Genomic DNA, 16,705 nt, shown 5'->3' with positions numbered 1-16,705 from the left:
AGCCAGCAACCGCCTGATTTTGCTGACGATTAAATTCAGGCATGACTCCTGCAATTGCTCCGGTAACCCATCGGAGCCTGGAGTCGGCCCATGTCAGCCCACCCTCAACAACCTGCCCATATCATCCGCTCGGATGCCGAAGCCATTGAAGTCGCGACGCGCTTGGCCGCGCGGTTTGCCGTTGACGCCAGCGTGCGCGACCGCGAGCGGCGCCTGCCGGTGGCCGAGCTTGATGAGTTTTCTGCCAGCGGCCTCTGGGGCATCACTATTCCCAAGGCCTACGGCGGCGCCGAGGTGTCTTATGTAACGGTGGCCGAGGTGATCAAGTTGATCTCCGCCGCCGACCCGTCGCTGGGGCAAATCCCGCAAAACCACCTGGGCGTGGTGGACATCCTGCTGCAAACCGCCAGCGAGGAACAAAAGCGTCACTATTTCGGCAAGGTTCTGGCCGGCTATCGTTTCGGTAATGCCTTTTCTGAAGCCAAGAGCAAAAACGCCGGCACCTTCGACACTCAGATTCGTTTTGACGGCGACACGGCCTCTATCAACGGCGAGAAGTTCTACTGCACCGGCGCGCTGTTTGCCCACCTCGTGCCCACGGTCGGCAACAACGAGAACGGCCAGGCGTTTATTGCCTTTGTCGAACGCGATGCGCCGGGCCTAACCGTGATTGATAGCTGGGACGGCTTCGGCCAGCGCACCACCGCCAGTGGCGGCGTGACCCTCGACGGCGTCAGTGTGCCCCTTAGCGCGATCATTCCTGCGCACCAAGCCTTCGACCAGCCCACCGCCAACGGCCCGATCTCGCAGATTATCCAGGCCGCCGTCGACACCGGCATCGCCCTGGAGGCCCTCGAACAGGCAAAAATCTACGCACGCCAAGCTCGCCCCTGGATCGACAGCCAACAGGACCACGGCTGGCAAGACCCGTTCACCATCGCCGCCATCGGCGACCTGCAATGGCGCGTGCATGGCACCGAAGCGATCCTCGCCAAGGCCGGCAAGGCCGTCGACCTGGCCCTGGCCGAGCCCAACGAAGACACCGTCGCCAACGCCTCGCTGGTGGTTGCCCAGGCCAAAGTGCTGTCGGCCGAAACCGCCTTGCTTGCCAGCAGCAAACTGTTCGAACTGGCCGGCACCCGCTCGGTCACCGGCAAGCACAACCTCGACCGCTTCTGGCGCAACGCGCGCACCCACACCCTGCACGACCCGGCCCGCTGGAAATACCACCTGATCGGCAACTTCGTGCTCAACGGCGTGAAGCCTGCGCGCCACGCCTGGAACTGAGGATATTTATTCATGACCGCCCTGAATCAAGCGCGCCAACTGCTGGAAAGTACCCGACGGTTTGTACACGCCAGCGATGACCCGTACGTGATCAGCCGCTTTGGCGACTTGCAGATCCGCGTCGACGTAGCCGCCGCCTTGTTTGAACGCGCTGAAACCCACCCAAGCCCGGTGGCGTTGACCGAAGCACAAATCGCCGCTGCCGAAGCCTTGATTGCCGCCAGTAATGCCGAATTTGAACTCACCGGCCAACGTACCGCGCTGGCGTCGACCCTCGACGACCCACTGCGGCGCAAATATCAGATCGTCGGCAACTACCACCTCAACGGAGTGCTTTGATGTCCCGTGAAATCCGCTTGAATGCCTTCGACATGAACTGCGTAGGCCATCAATCTCCCGGCTTGTGGGCGCACCCGCGTGACCGCTCGTGGCAGTACAAGGATCTGGAGTACTGGACGGACCTCGCCAAAATTCTTGAGCGTGGCAAGTTTGACGGCCTGTTTATCGCCGACGTGCTGGGCATCTACGACGTGTACAACGGCAATGGCGACGCGGCGATTCGCCAGGCCGCACAAGTGCCGGTCAACGACCCGCTGTCGCTGATTGCGCCGATGGCGTTGGTCACCGAACACCTGGGGTTTGGCCTGACCGCTTCTTTGTCATTTGAACATCCGTATCCGTTCGCCCGCAGGCTCTCGACCCTCGACCACCTGACCAAAGGGCGTGTCGGCTGGAACATCGTCACGTCCTACCTGGAAAGCGGCGCCAAGAACCTCGGTCAGAAAGCCCAGACCGAACACGATGCGCGCTACGACTATGCCGAGGAATACCTGGAGGTTTGCTACAAACTCTGGGAAGGCAGTTGGGAAGAGGGCGCCGTGCTGCGTGACCGCGAGCGTCGCATTTTCAGCGACCCGAGCAAAATCCACGAGATTCGCCATGTCGGCAAACACTTCCAGGTGCCCGGCATTCACCTCTGCGAGCCGTCGCCGCAACGCACGCCGGTGTTGTACCAGGCTGGTGCCTCCAGCCGTGGCAAGCAGTTTGCCGCCGAACAGGCCGAGTGCGTGTTCGTGGCTGCACCGTCCAAGGTGCTGCTGAAAAAAACCGTCGCCGACATCCGCCGCCGAGCCGCTGAGGCCGGGCGAGATCCGAAGAAAATCCTGATCTTCAACTTGCAAACGGTGATCGTTGGCGAGACCGATGCCAAGGCCAAAGCCAAGTTTGACGAATACAAATCCTACGTCAGCTACGAGGGCGCAATGGCGCTGATCTCCGGCTGGACCGGCATCGACTTCAGCCAGTTCAAGCCCGATGAGCCGCTCAAGCATGTACACACCAACGCGATTCAATCGGCGGTAGAAGCCTTCTCCACGGCGGACCCGAACAAGGTCTGGACGCCCAATGAACTGGCCGATTGGGTTGGCATCGGCGGCTTTGGCCCGTTGTTCGTGGGCGGCCCGGAAACCGTGGCCGACCTGTTGCAGGAGTGGGTCGAAGAGACCGACGTGGATGGTTTTAACCTGGCCTACGCGCTGACCCATGAAACCTTCATCGACGCCGTGGACCTGCTCGTGCCGGAGTTGCAAAAGCGCGGCGTATACAAGACCGAGTACGCCCAGGGCACCCTGCGCGAAAAGCTATTCGGCGACGGTGCGCGGCTGGCCCCAAACCATCCGGGTGCAAGCTACCGCGACCTCAAAGCCAGCGCAATCTAACTGAAGCACCTCGGTCCATGTGGGAGCTGGCTTGCCTGCGAAAGCGCTGGGTCAGCCAGAAATGAGCCAGCTGACACGCCGCCATCGCAGGCAAGCCAGCTCCCACAGTTGATTGGTGTTGATCCACCTGACTAGGCCAGCGGGCTACCGCGACCTCAAAGCCAGCGCAATCTAACTGAAGCACCTCGGTCAATGTGGGAGCTGGCTTGCCTGCGAAAGCGGTGGGTCAGCCAGAAATGAGCCAGCTGACACGCCGCCATCGCAGGCAAGCCAGCTCCCACAGTTGATTGGTGTTGATCCACCTGACTAGGCCAGCGGTCTACCGCGACCTCAAAGCCACTGCAATCTAACTGAAGCACCTCGGTCCATGTGGGAGCTGGCTTGCCTGCGAAAGCGGTGGGTCAGCCAGAAATGAGCCAGCTGACACGCCGCCATCGCAGGCAAGCCAGCTCCCACAGTTGATTGGTGTTGATCCACTTAACCTGGCCAGCGGACCACCGCGACCTCAAAACCAGCGCAATCTAACTGAAGCACCTCGGTCAATGTGGGAGCTGGCTTGCCACAGTTGATCGCTGTTGAACCACCTGACCTGGCCAGCGGACCACCGCACGCACACTACTTGAATAGGAGCATTACCCCTATGAGCGTGCACGAACTCAAACGTCCGCAGGCGCTGGAATGGCCTGCCGAACTGCTCGGCAACCTGCCCAAAGCCTTGGAGCATTTGCAGCACTGGGCGCAGCTCACCCCGCTGCACATCGCCCTGCGTCACAAGCGCCAGGGGCAGTGGTATGCCTGGCGCTGGATCGACGTGCTGCGCGACGTCGAGCGCCTGGCCGATGGTTTGCGCCAGCAAGGTTTCAGCGCGCAATCACGCTTGGCCTTAAGCGGCACGTTCGAGCCTGACCTGCTGCTGTTGGCGCTGGCCGCGCAGTCTGCCGGCGGGCAGGTGTTGACCCTGGCCGATGACCTGGAGCCAGAAGCCCTGTACCAACAGCTATGGCGCATTCACCCCAGCCATTCGTATGCCCAGGGGCGGCAGCAGGTGCGGCACTGGCAGTCCGCCAATCCGTTGGATTTCACCCAATTGCTCGGCCCGGCAGACCCGGCGCAACACCTGCAGCGCTGGTGGCAACCGAGCGGTGAAACCGTGTTGTGGAGCGAGGAGGGCACCCACTGGCAAGGCGGCCTGGCGGTAGTCCTGGAGCAATGGTTGAACAGCGGCCACGGCCTGGCTTTTCCGGAAAGCCCGGCCTCGGCCCGACGTGATCGCGGTGAGGTCGCGCCGACCGGCCTGCTGCTGTCCCCCGAGCGTTTACAGCACCTGGCCGACGATATCGAAAGCCGCATGGCGCCCCACGGTACCTGGCGCCGACGCGTGTGTGACTGGGCCATCGCTCACCCGCAAAGTGGCCTGCGGCGCCTGTTGAAAAATCGTGTACGCAGGTTGCTGGGCTTCCAACGGTTGACCTATATCTGGCAGCCAGCCAGCGCGCAAAAAACCAGCCGCGATCCAGCATGGCTGGCTGAATTCAAACGGGACATCGCATGAGCCAGACCATTCTCCAGGTGCGCGAGATCTCGCTGTCGTTCAAAGGCGTCAAGGCCATCAATGCCTTGTCCTTTGAGGTGCAGCGCGGCGAAATCTGTGCGCTGATCGGCCCCAACGGCGCCGGTAAAAGTTCGCTGCTCAATGTGCTTAACGGCGTGTACCGCTTCGATGCCGGTGAGATTGTGTTTGAGCAACAACACTTGCACCGCATCGACCCTTTGGGTGCGGCGCGTCGAGGTATCGGGCGTACTTTTCAGAACAACGCACTGTTCAAGAAAATGAGCGTGCTCGACAACATCCTTACCGGCCTGTCGCGGCATATGCGCACCAGCTTTATCGAGCAAGCCCTGGGCTTGCCCCGCGCCCGCCGTGAGGCCGAAGCCTTTCGCCTGCGCGGCCAAGGTATCCTCGAATTCCTCGAACTGCAAGCGCACCGCGATGTGCTGGTGGGCAACCTCTCTTACGGTTTGCAAAAGCGCGTAGAGCTGGGCCGTGCCTTGATCGCCGGCCCCAGCCTGTTGCTGCTGGACGAGCCCATGGCCGGCATGAACGCCGAGGAAAAACAGGAAATGGCGCGCTTTGTCGCCGACGTCAACCGCGACCTCGGCACCACCGTGGTGTTGATCGAACACGACATCGGCGTGGTGATGGGCCTGTCCGACCATGTGGTGGTGCTCGACTACGGACGCAAAGTCGGCGACGGCACACCTGCGCAGGTGCAGGCCGACCCCGAGGTGATCGCGGCGTACCTGGGAGTTGCACACTGATGACGTTCTTCTTTGAAACCCTGCTCGGCGGCCTGCTCGCCGGCACCATGTACTCGCTGGTCGCCATCGGTTTCGTGCTGATCTACAAGGCCAGCGGCGTGTTCAATTTCGCCCAGGGCTCGATGCTGCTGTTTGCCGCGCTGACCTTTGTCAGCCTGCATGACCAGGGCGTGCCCTTTGCCCTGGCGTTGCTGCTGACGGTAATCGTGATGATCATCGTCGCCTTGCTCATCGAGCGGCTGGTACTGCGCCCGCTGGTGAACCGCTCGCAGATCACCCTGTTCATGGCCACCTTGGGCCTTTCGTTCATCATCGAAGGCCTGGCCCAAGGGCTGATGGGCTCGCAGGTGCGTGCGCTGGACTTGGGCATCGACGACGTGCCGCTGTTTGTCGGGCCGCTGATGCTCAGCCAGTTTGATTTGATCGCCGCGGCGGCTGCCGTGGTGCTGGTAACCCTGCTGGCGTTGCTGTTCAACAAGACTCGCATCGGTGTGTCGTTGCGCGCCGTGGCGGATGACACCACGGCGGCGCTGTCCATCGGTATCAACCTCAACCGTATCTGGCAGATCGTCTGGGCCGTGGCCGGCATTGTCGGGCTGGTGGCCGGGCTGCTGTGGGGCGCGCGCCAGGGCGTGCAGTTTTCCCTTTCGCTGGTGGTGCTCAAGGCCTTGCCGGTGTTGATCATCGGCGGCTTTACCTCGATTGGCGGGGCGATTGTCGGCGGGCTGATTGTCGGTGCGGCGGAGAACCTCGCCGAGGTGTATGTCGGCCCGTTGATCGGCGGCGGCATCACGCCGTGGTTCGCTTATGTATTGGCCTTGGCCTTCCTGTATATCCGTCCCGCCGGCCTGTTCGGCGAGCGCGCCATCGAGCGAGTCTGAAACCATGTCGATACCCGTTGTTCAAGAAACCGCGCCGTTATTACTGATTCAGCGGCGTTTGCCCTGGGGTCTGATCGGCTTATTGGCCGTGGCCTTTATCGGGGTGCCGCTGTGGGGCAATGACTATTGGCTCAATGCGATCCTGATCCCGTTTCTGGTGCTGTCGCTGGCCGGGCTGGGCCTGAATCTGCTCACCGGCTATACCGGGCAAACCTCAGTGGGCGCGGCGGGTTTCATGGCCGTTGGCGCGTTTGCCACCTACGGTTTTCTGCTGCGTCTGCCCGAGCTGGGCCTGCCGGTGGCGCTGCTCGGCGGTGGGGTGATCAGCGCGCTGGTTGGGCTGCTGTTTGGTTTGCCCAGCTCGCGGATCAAAGGCTTCTACTTGATGGTCACCACGCTGGCGGCGCAGTTCTTTTTGGAGTGGCTGTTCGTCAAATTCCCCTGGTTCTACAACTACGGTTCCTCCGGGACCATTTCGGCGCCGAAGCTATCGCTGTTCGGCCATGACCTCAATACGCCGTTGGGCCGTTACGGGCTGACGTTGGTCACGGTGCTGCTGTTGACCTGGACCGCCATCAACCTGGTGCGCAGCCAGGTAGGGCGTAACTGGATGGCAATCCGCGACATGGATACCGCCGCCGCCGTGGTCGGTATCCCGGTAGTGCGCTACAAGCGCCTGGCCTTCGCGGTCAGCTCGTTCTACTTAGGCATCGCCGGCGCGTTGTGGGCCTTTGCCTACCTGGGCACGGCCAGCGCCAGCAGCTTCGATATCAACCGCTCGTTCCAGATCCTGTTCATCATCATTATCGGCGGCATGGGCAGCATTGCCGGCAACTTTGTCGGTGCGGCATTCATCAGCTTATTGCCGATTTTCCTCAGCCATGCCGGGCAGGCGCTGTTCGGCGGCTCGGTGGATGCGGGGCAGTTGCAGAACCTGCAAAAAATCATCTTTGGCGTGTTGATCATCGTGTTCCTGATCAAGGAACCCGAAGGCTTGATTCGCCTCTTGCACAACCTGCGTGACCGTCTGCGGCAATGGCCGCTGCGTTTCTGACCTTGATGAGAACTCCTATGCGTACATCCTTGAAACGTTCCCTTGTCGGCGCTGCTTTTGCGTTGGCAGCTTTGGCCGGTGCTGTGCCCCAGGCAATCGCCTCGCCCGACCAGCAATTTATCCCGCTGGCCACCTACCGCGTCGGCGCCTATGCCTCCAGCGGCGTGCAGGTGTGGGCCGGGATGATCGACTACCTGCGTTATATCAATGAGGTCGAAGGCGGCATCAACGGCGTCAAACTGGTGTGGCAGGAATGCGAGACCGAATGGACGGCGGAGAAGGGCATCGAGTGCTACGAGCGCTTCAAGAATGGCCTGGATGGCGCGCCGGTCGCGGTCTACCAGCCTAACGGCGCACCGGCGGCGTATGCGCTGAGCGAGCGTGCGGAAGTCGACAAGATCCCGTTGATTACCCTCGGTTATGGCCGCACCGAAGCCACCGACGGCACGGTGTTCCCGTATAACTTCCCGGTGATGCTGACCTTCTACAGCGAAGCGTCCACACTGGTGAATTACATTGCCCAGCGCGAAGGCGGCTTCGACAAACTCAAGGGCAAGAAGATCGCCACGGTCTATCACGATTCGGCTTACGGCCGTGAAACCCTCGGCCCGTTGAAGTTACTGGCCGAGAAATACGGCTTTGAAAATATCCAGATTCCCGTGGCCGACCCGGGCAACGAGCAGTCGGCGCAATGGCGCCAGGTGCGCCAGGCCAATCCGGACTGGGTGTTTTTGCGCACCTGGGGCGTGTCCACGCCGGTGGCGGTGAAGACCGCTGCGCGCTTTGGCTTCCCGGTTGACCACATCATTGGCGATATCTGGGCCAGTTCCAGCGAAGACGTGCTGCCCGCAGGTGCCGCCGCCAAAGGTTACCTGGCGCTCACGCCTTACCCGGCAGGCGCTGATTTCGAGATCCATAAACGCCTCAAACAGTACATCCTCGACAAGGGCCACAGCGACCTCAAGGACCTGAAAAACTTCGGCAGCGTCTACTACAACTCCGGCCTCGTGAATGCCGCCGTGGCGGTGGAAGCGATTCGCACTGCCCAGGCCAAGTTCGGCAAGCGCCCACTCAATGGCGAGGAAGGCCGTTGGGGCCTGGAACACTTGAATATCGATGATGCGCGCCTTAAAGACATGGGCTATCTGGGCCTGATGCAGAACCTCAAGCTGTCGTGCCGCGACCACGAAGGCGGCGGCTCGGCGCGTGTGCAACAGTGGGACGGCGCCAACTGGACGCTGATCAGCGACTGGATCGCCGCCGACCGTGCGCTGCTGCGCCCGCTGATCGATGAAAAGTCCGCCGCGTTCGCCAAGGAAAAAGGCCTGACGCCGCGTACCTGCACCGGGGATGAATAAGCCATGAGCCAGCCCGCCGCTGAACCTGCGAGCCCGTCACTGTTAAACGTCAATGACATCGAAGTGATCTACGACGGCGCCATACTGGCGGTGGCCGGGGTCTCGCTGCACGTGCCCAAGGGCGCCATCGTGGCGTTGCTGGGTGCCAACGGCGCCGGCAAAAGCACCACGCTCAAGGCCATTTCGGGGCTGGTACGCGCCGAGCGCGCCGAAGTCAGCCGTGGCGTGATCGAGTATGCCGGCCGCGACCTGGCCGGCATCGACCCCAGCCAACGGGTGCGCCAGGGCATGGTCCACGTATTGGAAGGCCGCCATGTGTTCGGCCAACTGAGCGTGGAAGACAACCTGCGCAGCGGCGGCTTTGTGCGGCGCCTGAGCCGCCAAGACATGGAGCACGACCTGGAGCGTATCTACGCCTGGTTCCCTCGGCTCAAGACCAAGCGCCACACCCGCGCCGGGCTGACCTCCGGCGGCGAGCAGCAAATGGTCGCCATTGGCCGCGCGTTGATGACTCGGCCGACTTTAGTCTTGCTCGACGAGCCTTCCATGGGTTTGGCGCCGATGATCGTGCAGGAGATTTTCGCAATCATCGCCCAGCTTAACCGCGAGCAACAGGTGAGCTTCCTGATCGCCGAGCAGAACATCAATGTCGCGCTCAACTATGCCTCCCACGGCTATGTGCTGGATACTGGGCGCGTGGTTTTGAGCGGCAGTGCGGCTGAACTGCTGGCGCGGGGTGATTTGCATGATATTTATCTGGGCAAACAGTAAGGGCGAATGTGCATGACTGAATCCATCCGCAACGCTGATGTGCTGATCATCGGCGGCGGCTTGAGCGGCACCATGCTGGCGGTGCAACTGCTGCGCCAGCCTGGCAAGCGGCAGATCCTGGTGATTGAGCCACGCGAGGAGCTTGGCCGTGGCGAGGCCTACAGTGCCGTCGAACTGGGGCACACCCTGAACGGCAATGCGGCGCGCATGAGTGTCGACCCGGACAACCCCGATGACTTGACCCAATGGCTCACCGACTACATCGGTGCTGGGGGCTGGCCGGAGTCGAATCAGCAGCCTGTACCCATCAGTGAGTTGTTCCCGCCACGCGGGATTTTTGGCGTGTATGCGCAACAGCGTCTGGCTGAGGCCAAGGCGCTCTCGGCTTCCACGGTCGAGCATATTCGTGCCGAGGTGGTCGACCTGCAAGTGGATGCCGACTCAACTCGGCTGACGCTGGATAACGGCCAACAATTGCGCGGTGCTCAGGCCGTATTGGCCACTGGCATGTTCCCGGCGGCACGCACGCCGCAGACCGAATCCAGCGGCTTGAATGCAGCGGCAGTGGACCCGTGGGACGTCAAGGCCATGCGCCAGATCGAGCCGCAGTCGACGGTGCTGATCATCGGTTCCGGGTTGACCATGGTGGATGCCGTGGTGTCCCTGGAACAGGCCGGCCATCGTGGGCCAATCGAGATATTTTCGCGCCACGGCCTGCTGCCCCACGTACGCCGGCAACCGCCGAGCTGGGTGGACTTCCTCGCCGACGACCACAACCTGCGCAGCCCTCGACAGTTGCTGCGCGAGGTGCGGCGCCAATGCCAACTGGCGGTGGAACAGGGCATTGATTGGCAAGCGCCGCTGGACACGGTGCGAGCGCATATCGGCCGCTTGTGGAGCCAGGCCAGTGAGCGCGAGAAACGCCAGTTCGTGCGCCATGTAAGGCCGTGGTGGGAGAGCCATCACCATCGCTCGCCGCCATTGAGCGCGCAGTTGGTGGCGCGGTTGCATGCAGAAGGACGGCTGCGGATTCAGGCGGCGTCGTTCAAGGGGCTGGTGGCGTCGGACAACGGGGTGACGATCAAGCTGCGACGGCGCGGCGAACAAGCTGTCACCCAGGTGTCGGGTGCTGCGTTGATTAACTCCAGCGGTATTGAGTACGACTGGCGGCGAGTGGCCAAACCGCTGCCGCAGCAGTTGCTCAAACGTGGGTTGATCAAGCCTGGGCCGTTGGCGTTGGGAATTGCGGCGGATACATCAGGTGCAGTGCTGGATGCTCAAGGCCAGGTCAGCCAACGCCTGTTTGCCATGGGCCCGCCCTTGCGGGGGATGTGGTGGGAGAGCACGGCAGTCACCGACGTGGCGATTCAAGCCAAGGCCCTGGCCGCCAAACTCACCTCAGCATGAATGTGGGAGCTGGCTTGCCTGCGATAGCGGTGGGTCAGGCACAGCTGTTCTAACTGACAGTCCGCCATCGCAGGCAAGCCAGCTCCCACCTTTGGATCTCCAGCTATTTTGATGTTTTTACAAACCCCGGCTTGAGGCCGAACACCTCGACACCTTCGGCGGTTGACTGTCCTGTGGTGACTTTCACCCGCTCCATCGGCTTATCCATCGCGGCCCGATATTCCACGCTCATGTCCGGCTGGATCGCCTGGCTCGGCACCACAATCGCCTGCGCATTGTTGTAGGTGACGATGGTCAACCGCGCACTCATCCCCAGCCGCACCCGCTGCAATTGCTGCGCAGTGAGCGTGGGGATCGACAAGGTGACCGGAAACTGCGCGCTGCCCTGACTGTCGCTGGCAATCGCCAGGCCGCTGACCACGCTGACGGAGCCGGTCAGGCGCTCGCCGTCAAAGCCATCACCCATCACTTCCACGGCCTGGCCCTGATGCAATTGGTTGATGTCCAGTTCCGACACCTTGGCGACGATTTTCAGCCGCTCGATATTGGCCAGCCCGAACAGCACCTGGCCCTGGCTGACCTTGCTGCCGGCCTGCACCGGTGCGTTGTTATTGGCTCCCCCTGGCGAGGAGTTATTGCTGCCCGGCGCCGGCACGACGATGCCGGAGAAGGGCGCCTTGACCTCTTGGCCGTCGAGCAGCTTGTGCAGGGCGTCGTATTTCACCGTGGCGTTGGTCAGCTCCATCTCGGCGATTTGTCGGTATTCGCCTTTGCCCTGATCTTGCGCCTGCTGCAGCTCGCTGCGGGCCGAGGCCAGGTCCAGTTGTTGCTGTTGGGTCTGCTGCTTGAGATCGTCCAGCTCGTTGCGCGGGATGATGCCGCGCTTGAACAGGTTTTCACTCTCGGTGAGTTTGCGCTGGGTGTTGCCGGCGGTCATTTCTGCGGTGCGCAGGCTGCGGCGTGCGCGGCTGACGGCGGGGCTGCTGTCCCAGTCTTGCATCTCTTGCACGGTGCGCCGGGCTTTGAGCTGGGCGGAGAGCGCGTCGCGCAGTTGCACTTCGAGGGTGGAGGGGTCCATGCGCAACAGTACCTGGCCGGCCTCGACGCGTTGGCCTTGTTCAACCAGGTTAACCAGCACATTGCCGTCGAACGGCGCGGTGAGGGTGATGGTGGTGTCGGGTTCGATCTTGCCCACCAGGCCTATCTGGTGCACCAACGGGTCGGGCTTGACTGCCAGCCATTGCTCGGTTGCGGCCGGCTGATCGGTAGCCGGGCTGCGCAGGGCAATGCCTGCGCCCGCCAACAGCACGACGATCACGGCACCCAGCAGGTATTTTTTATCAGTAGTCATTGAGGGCGATTTCCCAACTTTCCAGCGTCATGCCCAGGGTCAAATCGAGCTGGGTCTGGGCGTTCAGATAAGCGATCAGTGCATTGAGCCGCGCGTTTTCGGCGTTGCGCAGGTCAGTTTCGTAACTCAACACCTGGAAGTTGGTGGAGCGCCCGGCACTGAGTTTTTCCCGCTCGATTTCGATCTTGCGCCGCGACAGCTCGACGGCGCGCTGGGAAATTTCATATTGGCGCCAACGCGTGCCCAAGTCGCGCACCACATCGTTGACACTGCGTTCCAGTTCCTGGCGCGCATCGGTGATACGGATCTCCTGGTCTTCTACATTGACCCGCGCGCGCACCTCGGCCTGGCGGGTGCTGATGTCGCCGATGGGAATCTGCACCTGCACCCCGGCGTAGCTGTTCCAGGTGCGGTTATTGTTGTTGCCGCTGTCATTGTTGCTGTAGGCATCGCGCAGCTGGTTGGCGCCCGCCACCAGGTCCACCTGCCAGCGCCCGGAGTCTTTGGCGATCACCAGGTTGAGGTCGGCCTGTTGGCTGCCGAGCAGGGCGGCGAGGTACTCCGGCTGCTGGGTCTGCGCCAGGCTGAAGGCCTGGCGTTTGTCGATGTTCATCGGCTTGGCTTCCAGGGCTTCGCTGGCGCGGATCGGCGTCGACAGGTCCAGCGCCAGCAGGCGCAGCAAGGCCAGGCGGCTGGTGTCGAGTTGGTTCTGGGCCTCTTCCACGCCCAATTGCTGGGTGGCGATATCGGCTTCGGTCTGCACGATTTCGAACTCAGCCATGCGCCCCGCGCTGATCAGCGCCTTGTTCACGTCCAGCAAGGTGTTGGAGCGCTTGAGTGCGTCCTGGACGATGCTCAACTGCTCTTGGGCGCGCAGCAGTTCGCGGTAGGTGGCGATGATCTGGCTGATGGTCTGCGCCACGGTGGCCTTGAGGTTCAGGCGGTTGGCCTGCTCCGACAGGCGCGACAGGCGCAGCGGCGCGGTGGTGGCGTCCCAGCCGCCGCCGCGCATCAGCGGTTGAATCAGCGTGAGGTCGAGGCCGTCGCTGCGGTAGCGGCCGGCGCGGTCGGCGTTGTTCAGTTGTTGGGTCCAGGCCATGCTCAACTGGGTGCCGTACTCACTGAGCAAGGTCGCTCTCGGTGCCAGGTTGGCATTGCGAGCGTTGTCGGCCGAGCCGCGACTTTGGCGGTAGTAACTGTTCAGGGAGAGCTTGGGGTTGAAGGTGTCTTCGGCCACCCGCAGGTCGAACTTTTGCGCCACGCGTTGCAGGTATGCGCTGCGGATCGCCGGGTTTTTGCGCAGGCCCAGGTACACCGCATCACCCAGGGTCAGCGTCGTGACATGGTTATTGAGCGACACACTGCGGTCATAGCCACTGCGGGTGGTGCTCGGCGCCGATGGGTTGATTACCACATCGGCGGCCATGGCTGGCAGGCTTGCCAGGGCGAGTAACCACAGCCATTTATTCATCGCGCAGGGCCTCCACCGGCTGCAGCCGCGAGGCCGAGACCGCCGGGTAGATGCCAAAGAACAAACCTACCAGCAAGGTGCTGCCCACGCCCAGTGGCAGGGCGGCAGCGGCCAGGGCAAATTCCCAGCCCGACAGCCAGGCGTAGAGCCACGCGGCGGTCATGCCCAGCACCGCACCGCACAGCGCACCCACCGCCGTCAGCGTGACCGCTTCGAGCAAAAACAGATTGCGGATGTCACGCTGGCGCGCGCCCAGGGCCATGCGGATGCCGATTTCGCGGCGGCGCTCCGAGACATTCATCAGCATCACGTTCATCACGCCGACACCGCCACCGACCAGGGAAATCGCGCCCAGCGCCAGCAGCAAGTAGGCGAACGTGCGGCTTTGCCGGGTCATGCCATCGATCATTTGCTGGGGCACCTGAATGTCGACATCGTGGTCGGTGAGCTGGCTTTTCAGGGCAACTGCGGCCTCACGGGCGATGCGCTCCATGTCCTGGCCGGGTGCGGCGCGGATGATCACATTGCCGATCTGCGGCGTCGGGTAGATGCGCCGCATGCCTTCGGCGGGGATAAACAGCGATTCGTTGGCCTGCACCGGCATCAGCATCGCGCGGGGTTGGTTGTGCAGGATGCCCACCACCAGGAACAGGTAATCGTTGATACGCACACGGTCGCCCAGCTTCAGCGGGTTGCCCGGCGTGCCCAAGGCCTGGGCGACTTGATCGCCGATCACGCCGTAGGTTTCGTTGGCGTCGAAGGCGGACAGAAATCGCCCCTCGCGCAGGGCCAGGCGCATGGCGTCCTTGATATCCGCGGTGCTGCCGACGAAGTTGGCGTTGGCCGTGCGGCCTTGGAACACCAGCGGCCCGCTGAACAGGCTGAGCGCGCCGATATGGGCAATGCCCGGCACCGCCTGGCGCACCGCGTCCAGGTCAAGGCTGGCGCGCATCGGTGCATTGCTGTTGCCTTTGGACGGGAACTGGGCGATCAGGGTGTCGGTGCCCATGTCCTTGAAAATCATCGCCGCGTCCACCGCCGCGTTATGGCCGATATTGATCAGGGCCACCACCGATGAGCTGCCGATCACGATGCCCAGCAACGCCAGGATCGAACGTTTGCCCAGGGTGCGCAGGCTCACAAAGGCTTCATGCAGCAGTTGGCTCAGGCTCTGTTCGACCCGCTGGCTCATAGGCGCCCAGCCTCATGCACCACGCCATTGCGTACCAGGATCTTGCGCTCCAGGCGCTCGGCGATGTGTGCATCGTGGGTGACGATAATCAGCGTCACCTGCTGCTCGCGGTTCAGGGCCAGGAGCAGGTCCATGATCTCCTGGGCAGTGGTGCTGTCGAGGTTGCCGGTGGGTTCGTCGGCGAGGATCACCGACGGCTTGCCGACCAGCGCGCGGGCGATCGCTACGCGTTGGCGCTGGCCACCGGAAAGATCGGCCGGGCGGTGGTGGGCGCGCTCGGCCAGGCCGACTTGCGCGAGCATGCGCAGCGCCTGTTCCACCGACTCATGGCGCGACACGCCACGGTAACTGAGGGGCAGGGCGACGTTGTCCAGGGCACTGAGGCGGGGCAGCAGGTTGAAACTCTGGAACACAAAGCCGATCTGCTGGTTGCGGATCGCCGCCAGCTCATCCGGCGTGGCGCTGAAGATATCGTGGCCGGCAAAGTGGTACTGGCCGCCGTCGGGCAAGTCCAGCAGGCCAAGAATATTGAGCAGGGTACTTTTGCCGGAGCCTGAGGCGCCGAGAATGCCGCAGCTGTCGCCGGGGGCGATGGACAGGCACACGTCATTGAGAATCGACAGGTGTTGCCCGGCGAGCTGATAGCTCTTGCCGATGCCTTGCAGGGAGATCAAGCCTGGGTGCGCGGGGGTATCTGTCATCATGACTACGCCTGCAGTCTCGACGCTATCGCCACGCCCCCGGCAAAGCCTTGTAACAAGTTCGGGAACTGCCTGATACGCGCCACGGACTGGTTTTATTTCTTGTTTTTAAAATATTGTTTGAATAGTAACCGCGATCAACGCGCTTCGCCAGCCATGGATGTAGAGCGGTTTCACCTCTTGTGACGATTTGCCGGTCGTTCGGCTGCGGCGCCTGAAAATCCCTTCGGCTACCCTCGACAGGCCTGTTTATACAGGCCTTTCGTAGCATGGCGCAGTGTCACTACTTGCTTTCGAAGGGCTGCCCCGGTATAAAAAATCAAATTATTTTTTAAAACAATATTTCCCACGTGGAACCTTTCATGGTCGCGAAGAAACTCAGCGCTCCAAACGTTACCAAGACTCGACTGCTGGATGCGACAGAGGCTCTTTTCATCAAATACGGCTATGACGCCGTGTTGCTCCGGCAGATTACCGAGCGCGCCCAGGTGAACCTGGCCGCCGTGAACTACCACTTCGGGGACAAGGACTCCCTGATGAAAACCCTGCTGATGCAACGCCTGGAGCCGCTCAACGAGCAGCGCCTGGAACTGCTCGCGCGCTGCGAAGCCGAGGCCGATGGCCCGCTCGACTGCGACACCTTGCTCGGCGTGCTGTTCGCCCCGGCCATGGGCCTGGAACGCAGTGACCCGGCCAGCGGGGAAGGGCGATCATTTATCCGTTTCCTGGGCCGGGTGTACAGCGACACCTCGCCGTTTATCCAGGAATACCTCAAGGTGCATTACCAGCCGGTGTTCCAGCGCTTCTTCGAAGCCTTCGCCCTGGCCCTGCCGGATCTGCCACGCAATGAGCTGGGCGTGCGCCTGCAATTTGCCCTCAAGGCGATTTCCGGGGTAATGGCCGGCACTGAACTGCGCCTGCTGATGAACTCCATGAGCCTGGGCCGCCCGGCCACGGATGCCGAGGTCATGGCCAAGCTGATCACCCTGGTCTCGGCCGCAATTCGCGTACCGCAGCAAAGCCCCGAAGCGGAAACCGCACTGGCCAAGGTGCTCGACACCCAGCGCGCCATTCGCGAACAAGCCGCTGCGCCCGCCACCAAAGCCGCACGTTAAATCCCTAAATCCAAAGCAAAAAAAAACCCGCTGGGGCGGCGGGTTTTGATGTGCAGCGTTTGTAACGGATGAGGCTTCAC

General features: G+C 62.2%; 15 protein-coding genes. 11 read left to right on the top strand and 4 right to left on the bottom strand.

Going from position 1 to position 16,705, the window contains the following annotated elements:
* The first annotated feature begins 90 nt into the window (after positions 1-90).
* The 10 genes from HX790_RS10675 (at position 91) to HX790_RS10630 (ending at position 10,795) form a co-directional block, all read left to right on the top strand.
* Positions 91-1,287 carry an SfnB family sulfur acquisition oxidoreductase gene (locus HX790_RS10675; protein ID WP_099550537.1) on the top strand — a complete coding sequence of 399 codons (1,197 nt, stop codon included), beginning with the start codon at positions 91-93 and terminating at the stop codon, positions 1,285-1,287.
* Between the two features lie 12 nt (positions 1,288-1,299).
* Entirely contained in the window at positions 1,300-1,626 is a 327-nt protein-coding gene (locus HX790_RS10670) for an acyl-CoA dehydrogenase (protein WP_138453846.1), read from the top strand.
* Positions 1,626-3,005, top strand: a complete 1,380-nt coding sequence (locus HX790_RS10665; RefSeq protein ID WP_017137544.1) for an LLM class flavin-dependent oxidoreductase — start codon at positions 1,626-1,628, stop codon at positions 3,003-3,005. The genes HX790_RS10670 and HX790_RS10665 overlap by 1 nt, the downstream gene beginning before the upstream one ends.
* A gap of 640 nt (positions 3,006-3,645) precedes the next feature.
* On the top strand, positions 3,646-4,557 hold the full coding sequence (locus tag HX790_RS10660; protein ID WP_169988209.1) for an AMP-binding protein: 912 nt from the start codon (positions 3,646-3,648) through the stop codon (positions 4,555-4,557).
* The gene (locus HX790_RS10655) at positions 4,554-5,324 is read left to right on the top strand and encodes an ABC transporter ATP-binding protein (protein WP_099550533.1); all 771 of its coding nucleotides are present in this window, start codon (positions 4,554-4,556) and stop codon (positions 5,322-5,324) included. Before HX790_RS10660 ends, HX790_RS10655 begins: the two co-directional genes overlap by 4 nt.
* The gene (locus tag HX790_RS10650) at positions 5,324-6,205 is read left to right on the top strand and encodes a branched-chain amino acid ABC transporter permease (RefSeq protein ID WP_099550532.1); all 882 of its coding nucleotides are present in this window, start codon (positions 5,324-5,326) and stop codon (positions 6,203-6,205) included. Before HX790_RS10655 ends, HX790_RS10650 begins: the two co-directional genes overlap by 1 nt.
* 4 nt (positions 6,206-6,209) lie before the next feature.
* Complete coding sequence (locus tag HX790_RS10645) at positions 6,210-7,259, top strand: branched-chain amino acid ABC transporter permease (protein ID WP_017137548.1); 1,050 nt, start codon at positions 6,210-6,212, stop codon at positions 7,257-7,259.
* 17 nt (positions 7,260-7,276) lie between these two features.
* Positions 7,277-8,617, top strand: a complete 1,341-nt coding sequence (locus HX790_RS10640) for an ABC transporter substrate-binding protein (RefSeq protein ID WP_017137549.1) — start codon at positions 7,277-7,279, stop codon at positions 8,615-8,617.
* Between the two features lie 3 nt (positions 8,618-8,620).
* Positions 8,621-9,388, top strand: a complete 768-nt coding sequence (locus HX790_RS10635) for an ABC transporter ATP-binding protein (RefSeq protein ID WP_017137550.1) — start codon at positions 8,621-8,623, stop codon at positions 9,386-9,388.
* Between the two features lie 12 nt (positions 9,389-9,400).
* Entirely contained in the window at positions 9,401-10,795 is a 1,395-nt protein-coding gene (locus tag HX790_RS10630; protein ID WP_017137551.1) for an FAD/NAD(P)-binding protein, read from the top strand.
* 103 nt (positions 10,796-10,898) lie between these two features.
* On the opposite strand, the gene HX790_RS10625 is transcribed toward HX790_RS10630, so the two are convergent.
* Genes HX790_RS10625 through HX790_RS10610 form a run of 4 tightly spaced genes read right to left on the bottom strand, consistent with a single transcriptional unit; the run spans position 10,899 to position 15,513 of the window.
* The gene (locus tag HX790_RS10625; protein WP_017137552.1) at positions 10,899-12,146 is read right to left on the bottom strand and encodes an efflux RND transporter periplasmic adaptor subunit; all 1,248 of its coding nucleotides are present in this window, start codon (positions 12,144-12,146) and stop codon (positions 10,899-10,901) included.
* Entirely contained in the window at positions 12,136-13,617 is a 1,482-nt protein-coding gene (locus HX790_RS10620; RefSeq protein WP_017137553.1) for a TolC family protein, read from the bottom strand. Before HX790_RS10620 ends, HX790_RS10625 begins: the two co-directional genes overlap by 11 nt.
* Positions 13,610-14,809, bottom strand: coding sequence for an ABC transporter permease (locus HX790_RS10615; protein ID WP_017137554.1), 1,200 nt, complete (start codon positions 14,807-14,809; stop codon positions 13,610-13,612). The genes HX790_RS10620 and HX790_RS10615 overlap by 8 nt, the downstream gene beginning before the upstream one ends.
* Entirely contained in the window at positions 14,806-15,513 is a 708-nt protein-coding gene (locus tag HX790_RS10610) for an ABC transporter ATP-binding protein (RefSeq protein WP_017137555.1), read from the bottom strand. The genes HX790_RS10615 and HX790_RS10610 overlap by 4 nt, the downstream gene beginning before the upstream one ends.
* A gap of 359 nt (positions 15,514-15,872) precedes the next feature.
* Here HX790_RS10610 and HX790_RS10605 point away from each other — a divergent pair, with 359 nt between their 5' ends.
* Positions 15,873-16,625: a TetR/AcrR family transcriptional regulator gene (locus HX790_RS10605; RefSeq protein ID WP_099550527.1), complete on the top strand. Its 753-nt coding sequence runs from the start codon at positions 15,873-15,875 to the stop codon at positions 16,623-16,625.
* Positions 16,626-16,705 lie beyond the last annotated feature (80 nt).

Origin of the sequence: Pseudomonas sp. IPO3747 (genome assembly GCF_013385245.1) — a bacterium.
Taxonomy (GTDB): domain Bacteria; phylum Pseudomonadota; class Gammaproteobacteria; order Pseudomonadales; family Pseudomonadaceae; genus Aquipseudomonas; species Aquipseudomonas edaphica.
The sequence above is the reverse complement of the archived record's forward strand: the minus strand, read 5'-3'. Positions and strand labels throughout refer to the sequence as shown.